General features: G+C 64.4%; 17 protein-coding genes. 13 read left to right on the top strand and 4 right to left on the bottom strand.

The window, feature by feature from the left end:
- Positions 1-11 precede the first annotated feature (11 nt).
- The 6 genes from ACWDMM_RS06960 (at position 12) to ACWDMM_RS06935 (ending at position 6,266) form a co-directional block, all read left to right on the top strand.
- Complete coding sequence (locus tag ACWDMM_RS06960; RefSeq protein ID WP_195082433.1) at positions 12-917, top strand: class I SAM-dependent methyltransferase; 906 nt, start codon at positions 12-14, stop codon at positions 915-917.
- 1 nt (position 918) lies between these two features.
- Positions 919-1,626 carry an HAD family hydrolase gene (locus ACWDMM_RS06955; protein ID WP_195082434.1) on the top strand — a complete coding sequence of 236 codons (708 nt, stop codon included), beginning with the start codon at positions 919-921 and terminating at the stop codon, positions 1,624-1,626.
- 78 nt (positions 1,627-1,704) lie between these two features.
- Positions 1,705-2,292 carry a class I SAM-dependent methyltransferase gene (locus ACWDMM_RS06950; RefSeq protein ID WP_195082435.1) on the top strand — a complete coding sequence of 196 codons (588 nt, stop codon included), beginning with the start codon at positions 1,705-1,707 and terminating at the stop codon, positions 2,290-2,292.
- Positions 2,289-3,737, top strand: coding sequence for a glycosyltransferase family 4 protein (locus ACWDMM_RS06945; RefSeq protein WP_195082436.1), 1,449 nt, complete (start codon positions 2,289-2,291; stop codon positions 3,735-3,737). The genes ACWDMM_RS06950 and ACWDMM_RS06945 overlap by 4 nt, the downstream gene beginning before the upstream one ends.
- Before the next feature lie 287 nt (positions 3,738-4,024).
- Complete coding sequence (locus ACWDMM_RS06940) at positions 4,025-5,008, top strand: ATP-grasp domain-containing protein (protein WP_195082437.1); 984 nt, start codon at positions 4,025-4,027, stop codon at positions 5,006-5,008.
- 388 nt (positions 5,009-5,396) lie between these two features.
- A complete protein-coding gene (locus tag ACWDMM_RS06935; protein ID WP_449936411.1) occupies positions 5,397-6,266 on the top strand; it encodes a sugar phosphate nucleotidyltransferase in 870 nt (289 codons plus the stop codon).
- A gap of 139 nt (positions 6,267-6,405) precedes the next feature.
- On the opposite strand, the gene ACWDMM_RS06930 is transcribed toward ACWDMM_RS06935, so the two are convergent.
- Positions 6,406-6,924, bottom strand: coding sequence for a dCTP deaminase (locus ACWDMM_RS06930; RefSeq protein WP_195082439.1), 519 nt, complete (start codon positions 6,922-6,924; stop codon positions 6,406-6,408).
- A 550-nt stretch (positions 6,925-7,474) separates the two neighbouring features.
- On the opposite strand from ACWDMM_RS06930, the gene ACWDMM_RS06925 reads away from it, so the two are divergent.
- The 3 genes from ACWDMM_RS06925 (at position 7,475) to ACWDMM_RS06915 (ending at position 12,130) form a co-directional block, all read left to right on the top strand.
- Positions 7,475-7,774: a hypothetical protein gene (locus ACWDMM_RS06925; protein ID WP_449936408.1), complete on the top strand. Its 300-nt coding sequence runs from the start codon at positions 7,475-7,477 to the stop codon at positions 7,772-7,774.
- Between the two features lie 81 nt (positions 7,775-7,855).
- The gene (locus tag ACWDMM_RS06920) at positions 7,856-9,868 is read left to right on the top strand and encodes a hypothetical protein (RefSeq protein WP_449936406.1); all 2,013 of its coding nucleotides are present in this window, start codon (positions 7,856-7,858) and stop codon (positions 9,866-9,868) included.
- A gap of 1,116 nt (positions 9,869-10,984) precedes the next feature.
- A complete protein-coding gene (locus ACWDMM_RS06915) occupies positions 10,985-12,130 on the top strand; it encodes a phage tail tip lysozyme (protein ID WP_195082442.1) in 1,146 nt (381 codons plus the stop codon).
- A gap of 58 nt (positions 12,131-12,188) precedes the next feature.
- On the opposite strand, the gene ACWDMM_RS06910 is transcribed toward ACWDMM_RS06915, so the two are convergent.
- Complete coding sequence (locus tag ACWDMM_RS06910; protein WP_195082443.1) at positions 12,189-12,719, bottom strand: hypothetical protein; 531 nt, start codon at positions 12,717-12,719, stop codon at positions 12,189-12,191.
- A gap of 233 nt (positions 12,720-12,952) precedes the next feature.
- Positions 12,953-13,381, bottom strand: a complete 429-nt coding sequence (locus ACWDMM_RS06905; protein WP_323124154.1) for a DUF2511 domain-containing protein — start codon at positions 13,379-13,381, stop codon at positions 12,953-12,955.
- A 277-nt stretch (positions 13,382-13,658) separates the two neighbouring features.
- Between ACWDMM_RS06905 and ACWDMM_RS06900 the strand changes: the two genes are divergently transcribed.
- Positions 13,659-14,285, top strand: a complete 627-nt coding sequence (locus tag ACWDMM_RS06900; RefSeq protein ID WP_195082444.1) for a TetR/AcrR family transcriptional regulator — start codon at positions 13,659-13,661, stop codon at positions 14,283-14,285.
- Here the strand turns inward: ACWDMM_RS06900 and ACWDMM_RS06895 are convergent.
- On the bottom strand, positions 14,269-14,934 hold the full coding sequence (locus ACWDMM_RS06895) for a TetR/AcrR family transcriptional regulator (protein ID WP_195082445.1): 666 nt from the start codon (positions 14,932-14,934) through the stop codon (positions 14,269-14,271). The two genes, ACWDMM_RS06900 and ACWDMM_RS06895, sit on opposite strands and share 17 nt — an antisense overlap.
- Before the next feature lie 102 nt (positions 14,935-15,036).
- Here ACWDMM_RS06895 and ACWDMM_RS06890 point away from each other — a divergent pair, with 102 nt between their 5' ends.
- The 3 genes from ACWDMM_RS06890 to ACWDMM_RS06880 all read left to right on the top strand — a co-directional run bounded on the left by ACWDMM_RS06890 (position 15,037) and on the right by ACWDMM_RS06880 (position 17,003).
- A complete protein-coding gene (locus ACWDMM_RS06890) occupies positions 15,037-16,506 on the top strand; it encodes a cytochrome P450 (protein WP_195082446.1) in 1,470 nt (489 codons plus the stop codon).
- Positions 16,503-16,685 (top strand): ferredoxin, encoded by a 183-nt coding sequence (locus ACWDMM_RS06885; protein ID WP_357103794.1) that lies wholly within the window; start codon positions 16,503-16,505, stop codon positions 16,683-16,685. Before ACWDMM_RS06890 ends, ACWDMM_RS06885 begins: the two co-directional genes overlap by 4 nt.
- Before the next feature lie 84 nt (positions 16,686-16,769).
- The gene (locus ACWDMM_RS06880) at positions 16,770-17,003 is read left to right on the top strand and encodes a hypothetical protein (RefSeq protein ID WP_039801014.1); all 234 of its coding nucleotides are present in this window, start codon (positions 16,770-16,772) and stop codon (positions 17,001-17,003) included.
- Positions 17,004-17,006: the final 3 nt, after the last annotated feature.

The raw sequence follows: 17,006 nt of genomic DNA, 5'->3' as shown, positions 1-17,006 counted from the left end.
GGAGAAACCGCATGACCAGCTTCGGCGACCCGCACTTGGACAAACTAGCTGAAAAAGTCATCCCGACAACGCATTTCGAATTCGATCCCGCACTTCTTCGTGACTCCATCTTCAATACCGACCGGATGCTCGTCGTCAAACAGCGGATCTTCGAGCAGTACCGCGTCTCCGGTACGCCGCTGGCCGAGCACCTCCTGTCCTGCCTCCAGTTGACCGGCGACGAGGCACTACTGGATCTCGGCTGCGGTAACGGGGTGCAGTTGGAGATGGTCGGGCGACACCTGTTGAGCGGACGCATCGTTGGCTTGGATATCGCGCGGGGAGTGCTGGCCGCCGCCCATGCGCGCCTGTCACGGATCGGGTTGGATTGCGAGCTCATCGAATCCAGCGCAGACAACTTGACGATGTTCGCTACCGACAGTTTCGACCGCGTCATGGCCAACTATATGCTGCATTACGTGCCGGACCTCGGGCACTGCATCGCCGAGGTGCGCCGCATTCTGCGTCGCGGCGGCAGGTTCGTAGTGACCACGAACAGCACGCGTTCGATGGTCGAAATGTACGACTTGCACTTCGAGGCACTGCGTCGTATCGGCGCGCCGGAGTATTTGTTCAAGGCCAGCCCGAAAGGCCGGATATCCCTGGAGAATGGCGAAGACATGTTGTCGGCGCAGTTCGATCGGGTGGAGTTGCGCCGCCGACCGGACATTCTGGAATTCCGAACTGTCGATCCGTTCCTGGAATTCTATGCGATCGGCCACAACTATTGCTCGGCGGCGTCGCGACCGGATCCGATGCTGGACGAGGCCTTCTTCGCCCGGTTGCACGGCGAGATCCGATACCTGGCCGAGCGCACGATCAGGACCGAAGGACGGCTCACGATCACGAAACTCACCGGCAGTTTCGTCTGCGAGTGACATGCACACCACTTTTCCGTCCGCAGTGCTGTTCGACCTCTACGGCACGCTGATTCCTGCGCCGGATCCACGTCTGCGACTCCGACGGCGCCGGGAACTCGCTCATCGTCTCGATTGCGACGCGGAGGCCTTCGTGGACGCGTACGCGTCCACGAAGGAGACGCGGTTGGCAGGGAGATTCGGCTCGGTCCGCGAGGCGCTCGGCGCGATCGCGGAACTCGCCGGCGGCCGCCCAGCCGATACGGCCCTGTCCGAAGCCGAATGCGAGTTGCTGCGGTGGACGCGTTCGGATCTGTCGCTGGGGCCCGCGCACAGTCGATTCCTCGCCGGTCTGCGATCGTCGGGGATGCGGCTCGGCTTGGTCAGCGACTGCGAGGCCGAGGTCGCCACGGTGTTGTTCGACCTGCCGCTGGCCCGCTACTTCGACGCGGTGACGTTGTCCTGCACGACCGGTGTCCGTAAACCGGCGGCCACCCAGTACGAGCATTGTGCTGTCCAGTTGGGCGTCGAGGTGGCGCAATGCGTGTTCATCGGTGACGGAGGCAGCCGCGAACTATGGGGTGCCGAGCGTGCGGGAGCGACGCCGATCCACTTCTGCGACGACGGACTGAACCCGTCGATGGGCCGGGGGGAGTGGCCCGGCCTCTGGGCGGACTCGCTGGACGCCCTTTCGACGACGATCAAATTGTGTTCGATGGGAGCGCCATAAATGGGGAGAAAGACGAAAAGTTTGTGGGGACCCGCCCCCGCGCGGTATTACGCACTCCTACGCCGCGTCGCGCGGACGGTGCACGGCAGGCCGCCCACCGCCGCGATTCTCGGCTGCGCCGACGGCAAGTTCGTGCTGCCCGCCGCGCGGCGTGGATTCGACGTCGTCGCGGTCGATATCGATGAGGTCGCGCTCTACGGTGGCATGACGAAAGCGGCGGACGGCACGCCGATCGAGATGCCCGGACTGCAATGGCGGCTCGAGACCGAGCAGCTCGAACAGCGCGTGACCATTGTCCGCGGTGACCTCGCGTCGGTGCGGATCGCGCCCTGCGACTTCGTGTTCATCAGTGGGGCGCTGCAGTATTCTTACAACCTCAAGCACCGGCTTGTGGACACTATGTCGCACGTGCGATCCCTCGTTGCGCCGGGCGGTTTGGTCGCTATCGAGTACATGCTGCCGGTTACCGAGGCTCATTCGATGCTGGACACACATCCGAGCGCCGACCATTGGCCGTCGTTCTTTCCCACGCCCGAGTGGACCGTGCTCGCCAACCGGGTGGCCGATCCGGGGCCCGAACGCAGGCCAGGGGCGAGTGTCCTGGGCACACACCAATTTTTGCAGTGGGGCTACATCACGGCCCAGAAAGGGGGGTTCGTCGCATGAAGGTGGCGGCCGCAAGCATCTTCTTCCCGCGTGGAGGCTCCGCGCAGGTTCTGCGGTATCTGGCGCCGCGTCTGCGAGACCTCGGTGTGGATTACTCACTCACCGCCGGTTCGACCAGCGCGGTCGCGAACGGCGACGCCGTCGCGTTCTACGGGCAGCATGTCCGGCACGTCGTCGACTACGACGATGCTTTCGATGCGTACGTACGGGGCGTCGATCCCATGCTGGTCGCGCAGCCGGTTCACCCCTCCTACGAGGACAAGGATGGCGTCCCCGATCGCTCCTTCGGTCGTGTCTCACCGCAGGCGACCGCTCATCTGGAGGCCTGCTGGTCCGAGCGGTTTCGCGAATTCCATTTCGGCTCCGCCGATGTCGTGCATCTGAATCACCTCACTCCGATGCAGGGAGGGATGGCCCTCGCGTACCCCGACATACCCGTCGTCGCGACGATGCACGGCACCGAGATCAAGTTCTGGCTGAGCCTCCTGGCCGAAGCGGATGACAACCCGGCGGCCGGGCGTCTCGAGTACGCGAAGTTCTGGCGGGACGCGATGGCCGGCTACGCCAAGCTGTGCGAGCGAATCGTCGTCATCTCGAGTGTCGACAAGGCCACCATGACCGATCGCTTCGGCGTCGACAGTGCCAAGGTGCGCTACATTCCACACGGCGTCGATACCGTGCGCTTCAAGCCTGCCGAGTTCACTCCGGCCGACGATGCCGCGCTGTGGCAAGAACTTCTCGTCGACGACTGCCGCGCCGCGGAGGTGGGGGGCGAACCGGGTTCACTCTCCTACCGCCACGCCGACTTGGCACGACTGCATTTCTCTGACCGGAGCAAGAGCATCCGCCTGATGTGGTTGGGCCGCTTTCTTACACAGAAACGGCTCAACCAGCTGTTGCACGCGTTCGAGCGGCTGACGCGACAGCGGACGGAAGATGTCAGCCTCGTCGTCTGGGGCGGTTTCCCCGGCGAACACGAGGGCGTCCACCCGCTGGAGCTGGTACGGGAACTCCGAGTGGATGACCGTGTGTTCTTCGTGGGTTGGCGTGGACACGATGATCTCGCCAGGGCACTGCCCGCCGTGGACGCCTTGGTGGTCCCTGCCGTGAATGAGTCGTTCGGCCTGATGTACCTCGAGGCGATGGCTAGTGGCATCCCGGTACTCGCGACCGAGACCGGCGGCCCGCTCGATTTCGTCGTGCCCGCGGGGGACGATGCCAACGGATGGCTGGTGCCGCCTGACGACGACGATGCCCTCCTGGCAAGGTTGACCGAGATCGTCGCGAATCCGGTGGAACGGCGCAGGCGCGGCAGGAATGCGCTCGAACGCGCGGTGAACGACTTCGCCTGGAGTTCGGTAGCGCGGCGCTATCGAGAGCTGTTCGCCGAGGTGCGAGCTCCACAGGTCGCTCGGGTCCGGTCCACCGCTGGGAGCGACCGATGACCGACCGACCTCATGTCATCTCCGTAGGCTTCTCCCAGGCGCACCGGGCTTCGTACGACTTCGATCGGTATCGGATCAGCGTGCTCGTGCACGAGAAAGCGGTACCGGGTCTGCCGTCGGATCTGCTGTCGCAGTTCGCGGATCTCGCGATCATCGACGCGAGCGGTCCGAGCAGTGCCGATCTGGCCGGATACGACCGAGCCGCCGATCAGATCCTGGCTTCCTGCGAGGATCTGGTCGCACGGCACGGGGTCCCCGCCGGTGTTCTCGGGCTCTTCGAGAACTCGGTGATTCCCGCCGCCATGATCAGGGATCGGTGGCGCGTCCCCGGCGTGAACGCGGCGACCGCCCGCCGGTTCCGTGACAAGATCACCATGAAGGAGGCGCTGCGCGGCACGGGCATTCGACTGCCGCGTTTCTGGAAGGTCGGCCCGGAAACCCCGTCGGAACTCATCGATGACATCGTGGCCACTCTGCCGGGCAAGGTCGTGATGAAGCCGATCGACCAGGCCGCGAGCGTCGGGGTGCAAATCTTCGCCGATGGCGCGGAGTTCGCCCGGTATGTCCGTGCGGAGGGGCTGGCCGAGGATGTCGACGTGGAGGAGTTCATCGAAGGACAGATCTGCATGTTCGACGGTGTCGTCCGCGACGGCGTGATTCGCTTCTTCAGCGCTTCCAAATACCTCAACAGCGTCTTCGACTACCGAACTGCCAGCGCGCCGGTCGCGGTGGTGACGCTCGACGATCCGGACGTGATCGAGCGATCCATGAGCTTCACCCACCGGGTGTTGAGTGCTCTTGGCCTTCGCGACAGCTCGTTCCACCTGGAGGCGTTTGTCACCGACGACGACGAATTCGTCTTTCTCGAGGTGGCATGCAGGTTCGGCGGCGCCGGCATCAGCGCCCAACTGAAATCCGTATACGGCGTCGATATCGTGGATGAATCGATCCGTGCCTGCCTCGGCGAACCCTCGCAGCTGACGGGGCCGCCGACAATGCTCGATAAGGCGGGTGTCGGAGCATCCGGTTTCATCTGGTTGGCGCTGGCCGAGCAACGTCCCTGCGTGGTCAAGCGGATACGGGGATTGGATACGTGCCCGGACAGTGTGCTCAGCTCGGAGATTCCCAACATAGGTCAGATGCTGAACGGAAGCCTCGGAGTCTGGCCGTCATCCGGCAAGTTCATGCTCGCCGGACCGAGCACGTCCGCAGTGGAGGCCGACATGATCACGATTGCGGACTCCTACCGCCTCGACTTGGCTATCACTTAGCCGCTTCGGGCACGTCACTCGGTCGGTCGGCTGTCACTGGGTACAGGGAAGGCGCTTGCCGGGTTCACAGTGCTGGACTATCACCATGCTGGGTGTCATCGGTGGCGCGATATCGCCGTCGATGACACCGGCCGACCACGGCATGTAGTGCGACAACAAAACGTCAACGGCTCAAACACGTTGAGCGGAAACCTTTCTTGTGATTTGCCGTCCGATGCTGCTGGTGCAAGAGTGAAGCCGAGCATTGGACACGTCGAACCGACGAAACCGCCGGCCGCTTCCGCATCGAGTCGCCAAGCGCTAGCCTGAGACCGCTTACGCTGACCTGGTGTGAAAGTGATCCGCAACCTCAGCCGATAGGTTCATCCACCAAGGAGCACGCCGACTCATGACCGTTCGCAAGGCAGTCATCGCAGCCGCTGGATTGGGTACACGCATGTACCCGATCACGAAGACGATCGACAAGGCGATGTTGCCCCTTGGTCGTCGGCCGGCGATCGACTACATGATCCGCGAGTGCGCGCGGGCTGGTGTCGAGCAGATCGCCATCGTTGTCCGCGAGGGAAGCACTCAGATCCAGCACTACTACGGGTGCGACAGCGATCTCAGGGAGTTGCTTGCCTTGCGCGGCTGGGAAGACAAGGCGACGGCGCTCGACGAGACGGCGAGCGTGCCCGAGTTGGTTTTCCTCGAGCAGTCGCTGAAAGAAGGATACGGCACGGCCATTCCCGTGTTGCTGGCTCGCGAATTCGTCGGCGACGACAGCTTCTTCTACCTGTCCAGCGACGACCTCCTCGCCGACGAATCAGGTGCGTCGACCCTCGCTTCCCTCGCCGAGACTGCAGGCGATTCCTACGGGATCGTCGGCCAACCGGCGACGCCCGAGAATCTGGGCCGGTACGGTCTGCTTGCGACCGAAGAGATCGGTGGAGCGCTGTACCTGCGTGGCATAGCGGAGAAGGCGAAGGAGGTTCCGGACGACGGACGACCGTTGCTGATCAATATCAGCCGCTACGTCTTTCCGGCGACGTTCTTCGCGACGCTGGCGTCGGTCGAAACGGACCCGGGTTCCGGCGAGATCTACCTCACCGACGGCCTTGCGGCGGTCTCGAGTGCGGATCCGGAAGCGGTTCGCGTGCAGCGTTCACACGGCGACTATTTCGACCTCGGCAGCGTGGACGGGCTTGTCGCCGCCGTCAACTACTTCTCGACAGCCGAGCGCGAGGCCGAGAATTCCTCGATGTTGAGCCCGGTGTAAGGCCTCGATCAGTCCGGGACGACCTCGACCACGTGCGGGCTGCACGTGGTCGGGTTCAGTAGCACCGTTCATCCCGGGACGACAGGGGCGGGTAGCTGCCGTCAGGGCGGCCCCGGAGCCTTCCCTCGCGCCGCGGTGGTCAGTTCAGCTGGCCGGGGCGGGGCAGGACCGCCTCGGAGTAGCTGCCGAAGTATCCCTCGTAGGTGGTCGTCCGGTCGCCCGTAGGCATCCAGAACGAAACCTGACCGACCGTCATACCGGCGTACAGACGGACAGGCTGGCACACGACGATCTCCAACGTCCACTGGTGGACAACGCCCAGGTTGCCGAGATCCGCCGATATCTGCAGGAACACTCCCAGCCGACCCATCGACGATCGGCCGATCAGCGAGGGGACGTACCTGTCGCTTCCGATGACCTCGACAGTCGTACCGAGGTAGACCCGTCCTGGTTGCAGCACCAATCCTTCATCCGGTATCGGATGCTCCGCGTATTCGGTCTTCCCGCGGGCGTCCACGACCTCGGACTCGAGGGTGCGTAGCGTTGCGCCGAGACGGTAGTTATAGCTGTTCGGATTCACCGCGGCTTCATCGAAGGGATTGATTACTATTTCCCCCTTGCGAACAGCTTCGATGATTTTCCGGCCCGTCAGCACCATGCGATTTTCCTCCCCGAATCGAAATCTTGCAGCACTCGGCGTCGACGAGTCTTCTGTCGCGAAACGGCGTCATTCAAAGTGTGTCCGTCGACAGCTGCCATCCGGCGGCACGGTCGGTGACAATGCTGCGCCAGAACGCGGTCGAGTATAGCTCTGTGCTCGGCAAAAGTGCCAGCGGTGTATTTCTACCGGCTATGCGGCACCGATCCGGCGTCCGGTCCGGACAAGATTATCCTGCCGGTGACATGCGCCTATGTCTCCGTGGAGTCCGGGCGCCATTGCAGATCAATGATCGATCGACATAGTGTTCAGATGCGCGATATCGCCTCCAGGGGTACTCGCAAGCGAAACGATCAGAGGGGGAATCATCAACGCTGATATGCCAACGGGGGTTGTGCTCTGACTGGCAGGCGATGATGTCGCACCATCGAGCAGGTGCGTGAACCGACGTACACAGTTTTACGTCGATAACGCTCCGGGTAGCGATGTCCAAGCCTTGTGTCCGAATGAGGTCATGAATGCGATAGCGCCGTGGCCGAACATTGTGCGCGTGCGGTTCGAGCAGGCGGAATCAATCAACCGCCTGCGTCGTGAAGAAATCACACTCGTGCGCACGTCGCACTCCCAAGGTCTTCGCGAAAAGATCGCGGAGTTAAATGAAGAGGAGTATCACATGAAGACCGAGACGAAGCAGAAGGCCGCCGTTGCGCTGATCGCCGGCGCTGCCACCGTCATGATCGGCGGTCAGGTCGCGCAAGCGGCCACGCTGCACAGCGAGCGTTCTGCTTCCGACACTGCGGTGGTCGCCGTGTCGGATCAGGTGGTCCGCCCCGGCGTTGCTCTGTGGTGACAGCTGAACCGCTGGCCTAGGGACCCGGGCTTGGGGCAGGTGCGGCCTGCCCCAAGCCCGGACACAGAATAGGAGGGTTTCGTGTCTCGGGACCACGAAGCGTCGGCCGCTGCGATGAAAACGCGAGTCGTGATCTTCGGCGACACGCCCAGCGTCGTGCGCGAGTTCTTGCACGATCATGCCGATATTTTCGATCCGATGGTCTTCGATTCGGTCGGTGACATAGCGAACCGACCCGCCGAAGTAGCTGGGGCAGTGATCGCCCCACCAGCGTACTTGGATTTCGATCGTTTCAGTGATGTCGTCTTCGCGTGCGCCGAAGCGGAGTCGGAGATCGGATTCATCGCGACCTGGATGGGTGAGACGACCACCCGTGCCCAGTTGTCGAAGTTGCTCCAGGACAGCCCGGTAGCTCATCCGATGAGACCTGCTCTCATATCGAGCCAGTTCGGCTTTTCGCAGTTTCCGCTGCAATCGACAGATCGGGTGGAGGTGATCGAGTTCGGGTCCGCGGCCCTCCTCGAGGCTGTCGGCGCCGCTCGTGACATCGTCGCCGTCGTCAGTCATGCCAACGGTATGAACGCGCCACTCGGCGGCGCCGTCCTGTGTTCCACCCTGGATCAGGACTACCATTCGGAAGGCCCCGGGTCATTGCCGTGCGCTGACGGCGGACCTTGTGCCCGCGGGGTCAGGACTGAAAAGGCGCATGTACCGCCTACCCGAAGTCGGCCGGATATCTTTCATGCGGAAATTCTCATCTGGCAGGTCTGTAACGGCAGCATGGCTTCGAATGGCATGTTCTCACCGAAGGTTTCGCTCGGCCAGCGTCTTCTAGCCTCTGATTCGTTGCGTAACCTGCTGACGACGTACGAGCCGCTCATCGGTGACGACAGGGTCGCTCTGCGTGGTGTCGGACTGTTGATGGCTGGAGAATCGCTCGGTCGGACAGCCGTGGAACTGAACAGGTTGTCCTTGCGTGAGTTCGGTGCGGCTCCATGGGTGCTCTACGGACTACCCGGACGTCGTATTCGTGCAGCTGCGGAGTCAGGGGCGCCTACGAACTCGAACGCGTGGGAGGTTCCCGCCGGGGAGATCAGATCGTTCGAGGTCGATCTGGACGGGAGGGATCTTCGATACTTCCGATTCGACTCGGATAATTGCGTGGGATCGGTGCACTCCAAAGGTGGCGTGGTCACCGTGTTCAACCATGGCACCGAGCCGATTCGGGAACCCGTACTGTTCTATGAGCCGCCTGACGTGCCACCGCAGGTCACGGAAGTGGTCGATTACTGGCAGAGCGCGCCGAGTCTCGGCTTCACCAGGATGATGCTCGACACGGTCGTGAAACATGTGGCGGGCACTGATCCCGGAGCGCTGGACGAACCGCTTGCCCTGTATCAATCCGTGGTCGACGAGATCGCCCGTATCACCGGGCTGCTGGAGAACTCGGGCGCTGATCGTGCGATTCCTCTGCCGGGCAGTCTGTCGCGACTGGCGGATATCGCGGCGGACGAGACAGCGCGGTGGCAAGCGATGAGTAAATCGATCGCGGAGGTGTTCTACAAGGCGATGGCGGCAGGACCTCGGAGGATGACCCATGTCGATGTCGGCGGGGTGCGGGTCCGAGAGTACTACAGGAATCGTGATAATCGTTGTCCCTATTGCGGGTCGGTGCTGAATTCTGCCCGCTGCACATATTGGCTGTCCGAAGTGACGCGAATCGACCGGACATGCCATCGCTGTGGGACGATCTACGACGTCGGTCATCCGGTAACTGCACTGTCCATCGCGGGGCCGGACAGCGTCGCCCGTGGAGCCTCCGTCCGCTATACAACAGAAGTCTCCATAGACAAAGAGAACCAGAGCACAGTGTTTCTTGCCGGCATGGTGCATCTGGAATGGCAGCCCTGGGATACAGGGGCCGCGACCGAAGTGCGCTACCTCGCCGCGCAAAGTCATACTTCGGAGGCATCCTTGGTCAACGGGATGTTGCATATACCGGAGAACTTACCCCGCGGCAGGCACAGCCTGAGGGCGATTGTTGTTGTGAACGGATGTCCGTGGTTTGCGACAAGGCCGATAGACATCACATGAGTCAGCAGGAACATAGCTGTCGCCACCACTGCATCTTTCAGTCGTGCGGCCCGGAAGGGCGAGGGGCCGCCGAGCTGCTGTAGTAGCTGCATTGCGCCCGCTGTGACGGCCCTGCCTGACGCTCTGCCCGCCCATACCTACCGGGCAGTCCCCTCATACCCTGCTCCGGTAGTCGGCACCGCCGCTGCCTCCGACCGACGAATTCCCAGTCCCGGCGAGGCGGCGGCGGTCGCCGTGTCGGTATCCGAAGGTTTTCCCGCGCGTGGATTCACGCGCGCGGAGGTGCGGTTTCGGATTGTCCGGACCGGTCACCTCGTAACCCTTTCCGACCTGGTGAAATACAGAAAATCATCGGTTCGCCATTGTGATCGGCGGCGGTGCCGACTCATACTCGATAGCGGCCGAAAAGGTCTGATAATAAACGACAAGCAGACAGGAGATCTGTTATGTTTCTGGTGAATATTTTCCGCCCTGGCCCCGATCATAGCCTGTGCGACATCCTGGTTCCTCCTCCGTTCTACTGCCCGTCGCTGTAGCCGAGGATTTATCGGCGCCAACAGACACCGGCGTGGCTATCTGTCAGCCGTTCGTCCGACTCGATTCGCGGATCAACGTGGCGCCTTGCGTCTCTGAAATCGGCCGTTTCGTAGAACCGCCCGCGGGCGGTTCGAGGGCGAGTCGGTCGAACGGCGGACACCGGAACGCTGCCCGTTGTGACGATTCATGCCGAGTCTTGCCGAGGTGGCCGCCGCGTCGATTTGGGAGAGAGGGATGACCTCGCTGGGACCGATGTCGGAGTTCCTTGTGGGCCTCGCGCGGTCGCATCCGGCCCCCTTGCGACTCAATCAGCGCCGACTCGGACCAGTTGGTGACCCGCTTCGGCCGCTGGACCGCTCAAGGCTCGACGGCTGTGATGCCCGGACCCACGCCAGTAGGCGACCAGCGTGGAATCCGCCCTCTTCCGCCGTCTCGGTCGACGGTGGTTCGCGGCGGTTTCCCAGTGCCGGGGATGATCAATACTTGAAGCGGGCAGCTGCGGACTGGGCCGCGCAGTGGCCTCACAGTCCTGTAGTGAGCAGAGGATGCGATGGCGGTACCTGAGATGCGGATTCCTCGATGACGGAGCGGTACGAAGTGCCCAAGATGCCGTATCCCGAGGGGGCGTCGGAGGGGCTGAAGCACTTCATCGAGTGGGGCAGGTCGGCGATCCAGTCGCTGGTGGAAGTACTCGGCTCGGGGGACACGACTATTCCCGACTACGCGAAGCAATTGGAAGGTGACGGCAAGGTCGTCGACATCGACGAGGAATCCGGCTCCGTGATGGTCAAGGACTACAAGGCCTTGGCGAATACGGTGGACGCCGCGAAAAAGAAGATACACATCAGCGATCGAGGCGTCGACACCTCCGCTTTCGCGACATCCAAGATCGTTTCCAACGCGTTCGGCGACATCAAGGACTATGTCGCTGAACTCAAAACGACGTTGGAGAACGCGCCCGAGCCGATCCGGCCCAAGGCGACGAAAGAGAATCCGCACCCTGCCCCGTACTTGTCGCCGGACGCCAACGCGTCTCTCATGTCGGCCGTGTCCAAGGCTGTCGACCAGACCCACGACGAGGTCGTGGACGCGCACGACAAGATCCAGCAGCAGGCCGAGAAGATCGGCGGCTCGGCTCCCACCTACAAGGGCAGCGGCGCTCCGACGAATACCGGCTACAGCGGCCCCAGCTACAACGGCTCCGGCTACAACGGCTCCGGCCCCGGCTCGGCCGACTACTCCAATTACGTCGGTTCCGCCGCGAATGCCGAGCCGATCAGCAGCGGGCAGAAGGCGAAGGCGGAGGAAATCTATCGCTACCTCCGGGACAAGTACGGCCTGACACACAACGAAGCGGTGGCGATCCTCGGCAATATGCAAATCGAATCCAGCTTCAACACCGGGGCCTACAATTCCGCGGAAGGCGCCATCGGCTTGATCCAGTGGGAAGGCGGCCGGGACGACGCGCTGCGAGCCTACGCGGGCAAGAATGTCGGCAGCTGGAAGAAGCAAGTCGACTTCATGATGCATGAAATGAACACCAGCGAATCGTCGGCTTACGCGAAATTCAAGGCAGCCGCCGCGAGATCGCCTTCAGCGGGCGCCGCGGCCTTCGATCAGTACTACGAAAGAAGCGCCGGTACGAGTCGGCAGAAACGTATGGATGCTGCGGAGGCGTTCGCGGACTCCATTCCCGATACTTCGAAGACCTCCGTGTCGGCGTAGTTCGCATATCAGCCCAGGCGTGCCGGACTCGCGAACCCGCTGCCTGATCCGCGAACGCTCAGGCGGTGGCGGTGCGCAGGGCGAACCAGCCCCGGCCAGGATCGGCGAAACCGTGGTACATCAAGCGGATTCGCTGATCGACCTCGAACAGGCGATAGACCGCGAGCATGGCGCGGGCGGTCGCTACTTGCTGGAAGTCGTCGATCCGGCGGTAGCCGATCGAGTGTTCGGGCAGCAGTGCCAGGCGGGTGAGTTCGGTGGGGTCGCCGACGTCCAGGCCCATCGGGGCGACGTCGGTGATGTGGTGGTCGTGCAGGATGTCGTGCACTTGGTGCGGATCGGGGCGGCCGGGACGGAATTCGTGGACCTCGGTGCGCAGTGCTGGACCGGTGGGCTCGGTCTCGACCAGACCGATCAGCTCGGGATCGACGCCGGGTGCGCCGGTGTCATCGGCGATCGGGGTTTGTTCGACCAGGTGCAGCATGTTGCCGCCCGGAATCAGTGGCTCGGGTGCGAGGAATACGGTGACCGTCGGGCAGACGCAGCCCTGGCCGAGCAGACAGACGCGCATGTGGAACGAGTCGGGCATGCGGCCCTCCTCCATCGGGACGGGCCGCGGTAGGCGGCCCTTGCTGATCGGGACATCTGGTTTTGCCGATCGCGGAAAATGCCGTGGCATTTCCTGCGGTCGACCGCGCCGCAGTTCTCCAGTCTAGGAGCCGGGCAATGCCCGCGCACCGGCGTTATGTGGATCGGCGGAAAGTCAGGACATCGGGTCGCATGCATGCGGTGAGGGCGGAGAAGTTGTGCGCAGGATGGCGGTCAGCCGGGCAGATGACAGAGTCCGAGGGTTTTGCTGCGCAGGGCGCCGAGGCTGACCTTGTCGCCGTCGGCGCCGGTGGCCCGTAGGGGCTCGATGTCGGCGAATCCGGCATGAGAGGCGTTGTCGTTCAGGGCGTAGACGGCGCCGTCCGGGCCGATGAACACGGCCAGGTCACCGGGGCGGCATTCCAGAGTGCCCCGATCGACGGTGAGCGGCCACAGGTAGCCCAGGTTCTCGCTGCTTATCGCCTGGCTGCTGGAAGTAGGCGCCGGGAGGGGCGACGGTGTGGGGTGCGCGGGATGCTTCGGGCCTGATCCGCCGCCACATGCCGAGGTCGCCAATGCACCGGCGATGGCGCAGGCGGCCAGTATTCGCGCGACATATCCTGCGCGACTCTCGAGAGCGGTGCGTTCCTTTGACACGGTCATCCGTGCTCCCCCCTTTTTGTTGCGCCGTCCCCAGGCGCTCCGCAGGCAGCTTACTGGTCGAAACCCTCTCGGCGCGAGCGATATCGAGATCGGGTGAGGTGATTGGGAGATTGGGCACTGGTTCCCAGCAGCAGATGTCGCCGAAGGTGTGGATCACTCCGCGAGCACTCTCGGACGGCCACCCTGCCTCGTTCGTGCCGGTCGCGGTTCGATTCCAGGCACGCCGTCGTATGCCGACCGGGCCCGCGACCGGTGCGCGGATGCTTAGCATCGGAACGTGGAGCGAGGATCGTTGCTGAAGGCGCGGGCGGGCGGGAAACTGCACGGCGGCAATCACGGGATCGCGCCGGAAGAGGTGGTGGCCGCGCAGCGGTCGCGCATGCTGGTGGCGATGATCGAGGCGGCCGCGGACAAGGGCTACGCCGCGGCGACGGTGGCGGACGTGCTGAAGCGGGCCGAGGTGTCCAGGATGACCTTCTACCAGCACTTCGCCAACAAGGAGGCGTGTTTCCTGGCCGCCTACGACATGGCCGTGGAGATCGTGATGACCAGGATCGCGGGCGCGCTCGCGGCCGACGGTGCGCCGCTGGAGCGGATCGACCGGGCGCTCGACGCGTATTTCTCCACCCTCGCGCAGGAGCCCCAGGTCGCGCGGGTCTTCTTGGTGGAGGTGTACGCGGCGGGAAGGCCGGTGCTGGAGCGGCGGCTGGCCACCCAGGCGGCTCTGGTGGACGGATTCGCCGCCGCCCTCGGCGCGACCCGCCCGCATCAGCGGCTTGCGGGTGAAGCGGTGATCGGCGCGGTGGTCGCGCTGGCGACCAACCGTGTGGTCGCGGGCGACTTCGCCGCGCTGCCCGGCCTGCGCGAGCCGCTGATGTCCTCGCTGATCAGGAATCTGGTGTGAGGCCGGACAGCCGTCCGGCGACCGCGGGCAGCCGATCCAGCATCGCCACGGTGAAATCGGCCAGCAATGCGATCAGACCGTTCCGATCCACGTCGAGACCCCCGTCCAGCCAGACCAAGACCAGCTCGGCCGCGCCGCCGGTGATCAGCTGGGAGGTCGCGGCGATCGCGGTGTCCTGTCCCTCCGGCAACTCGAGCACCAGGCGGGTCTGCTCGATGATGACGTCGGCGACCTGGCGCATGCCCGCGAACCGGCTGCGCATGAGCGCCTCGTCGCCATAGGTCTGGGCGAACGCCACTTTCGCGCGCCGCGGATCGTCGGTGAGTTCGACGATGAGGGCCGCGACCCCGGCGCGGATGCGGTCGGCGGGCGTGCCCTGGGTCTCGGCGATCGCGGCCTTCGCCCGATCCAGCGCCGCCTGCTGGATTTCTATCAGCACGCCGGAGGCGAGCGCGTCGCGATCGGGGAACGCTTCGTAGAAGAACCGCGGACCGACCTTGGCGTGTTCACACACCCCGCGCACGGTCAACGCCGACAGCCCCTGGGTGCCGATGATGTCGAGCGCGGCGTCGAGCAACCGCCTGCGCCGGTCCTCGCGGCGCTCGGCCGTCGACGCCCCGCGGTAGGTGCCGCTGACGGTTCGGGTCACCAGGTCAGCTTGGCACAGCCAAAATTGGGAAACAAATGTTTACGGAAACGGTCGTTTCCTCTATCGTCGGACTATCGCAGTGTCGCGAAGGGAAAGACGGTCATGAGTCTGCTTGTGCCCCAGTCGCTCGACGAAGTCTCCGGCACGATCCGCCAGGCGCGGACCACGTGGGCCTGGCACGCGCAGCGCGCCGCCGCGCGGGCGGTCGCGCATTACCCCGCTCCGGTGCGTCCGCTCGCCGATCCGCCGCCGGGCAGCGGCCTGAAACCGGTGCCGGGCGACTTCGGGCTCCCCGGGATCGGGTACACCGTGCACGCGCTGGCCGATCCGATCGGATTCGCGCGAGCGCGATTCGATCGACTCGGACCAGTGCAGTGGATGGGCATGCTCGGTCGCCGGATGGTCACCTTCGGCAGTCCGGAGGGGTACGAGGCGGTGATGCTCGACCGGAACAAGGTGCTGTCGGCGCAGCGCGGCTGGGAGTGGCTGATCGGCCCGTTCTTCCGCGGCGGCTTGTTGCTGCGGGACTTCGACGACCACCTCTTCCATCGGCGTGTCATGCAGCAGGCCTTCACCCGGCCACGGTTGATCGGCTACCTCGACATGACCACGCCTCGGATCACCAGCGCCATCGCGCGGTGGGAGCCCGCCGAGGACTTCCGCGTCTACCGGGCGATCAAGAAGCTGCTGCTCCAGCAGGCCACCGAGGTCTTCGCGGGCGCGGAACCCAGCGCGGACGCCGCACGCCTGGAACGCGCTTTCGAGGACGCGGTGCGCGGCGGAGCGGCCCTGATCCGGGCGAACGTGCCGGGCGGGGTGTGGGCGCGCGGCGTGCGCGGGCGCCGGGTGCTCGAGGAACACTTCCGCCGCGAGTTGCCCGCCAAGCGCGCCGGTGACGGCAACGACCTGTTCAGCGTGCTGTGCCGGGCCGGCACCGCCGACGGCGAGAGCTTCACCGACGCCGAGGTGGTCGAGCACATGATCTTCGTGATGATGGCCGCCCACGACACCAGCACCATCGCGGCCTCCATGCTCGCCTACGAGCTCGGCAGGCATCCCGAATGGCAGGAGCGGCTGCGCGCCGAATCCGTCGCGCTGGGCAAGCCGGCGCTGGACTACGACGATCTCGACCGCCTGCCCTCGCTCGACCTCGCGTTCAAGGAGGCGCTGCGGGTCTATTCGCCGGTGGCTCAGCAGGTCCGCGAAACCATCGCCGACACCGACATTCTCGGCTACTACCTGCCGAAGGGAACGTTCATCCTCTGTGGCACGTACGGGCTCATGCGCAACGCGGAGTACTGGCACGATCCCGACACCTTCGACCCGGAGCGTTTCGCCGAGCATCGTCGCGAGGACCGATCGCACCGCTTCGCGTGGGCGCCTTTCGGCGGCGGGGCGCACAAGTGCATCGGCCTCTACTTCGGCGGCATGACGGTGAAAGCCGTGATGCACCAGATGCTGCTGCGGTATCGCTGGAGCGTGCCGGACGGCTATCAGCTGCCGCTGGTCGCGGGGACCGGGCCGGTGCCCGCCGACGGCCTGCCCATCCGGTTGGAGCGGATCGGCCGATGAGGATCATCGCCGACCGCGCCGTGTGCGCCGGTCACGGCATGTGTGAAGCGCTGGCGCCGGACCTTTTCCAGGTCGGCGCGGACGGAGTCGTCGTCGCGGCCGACACCGAAGGGTCCGACCGGGAGTTGCTCGAGCTCGTCGTGGACAGCTGCCCGGTCGGAGCTCTGCGCCTGGGCTGAGGTCTTCCGATCGTTTCGCGCGCACGGCACTGGGTACCGCGAACTGCGATGCTCGAGCCCATCGACGCGAGAGGACCACAGCTCATGGCCACCTGCGACACCTGCGGAAACGAGTACGACAAGACGTTCACCATCACCCGTGACGGCCAGTCCGCCACCTTCGACAGCTTCGAATGCGCGATCACCGCCATGGCCCCGACGTGCACGCACTGTTCCTGCCGGATCGTCGGTCACGGCGTCGAGGCGCGCGGGGACTACTTCTGCTGCGCGCACTGCGCCCATGAAGCAGGTCATCCGGCCCTGGTCGATCACGTCTGAACC

The organism is Nocardia sp. NPDC003726, from assembly GCF_053586955.1.
The sequence above is the reverse complement of the archived record's forward strand: the minus strand, read 5'-3'. Positions and strand labels throughout refer to the sequence as shown.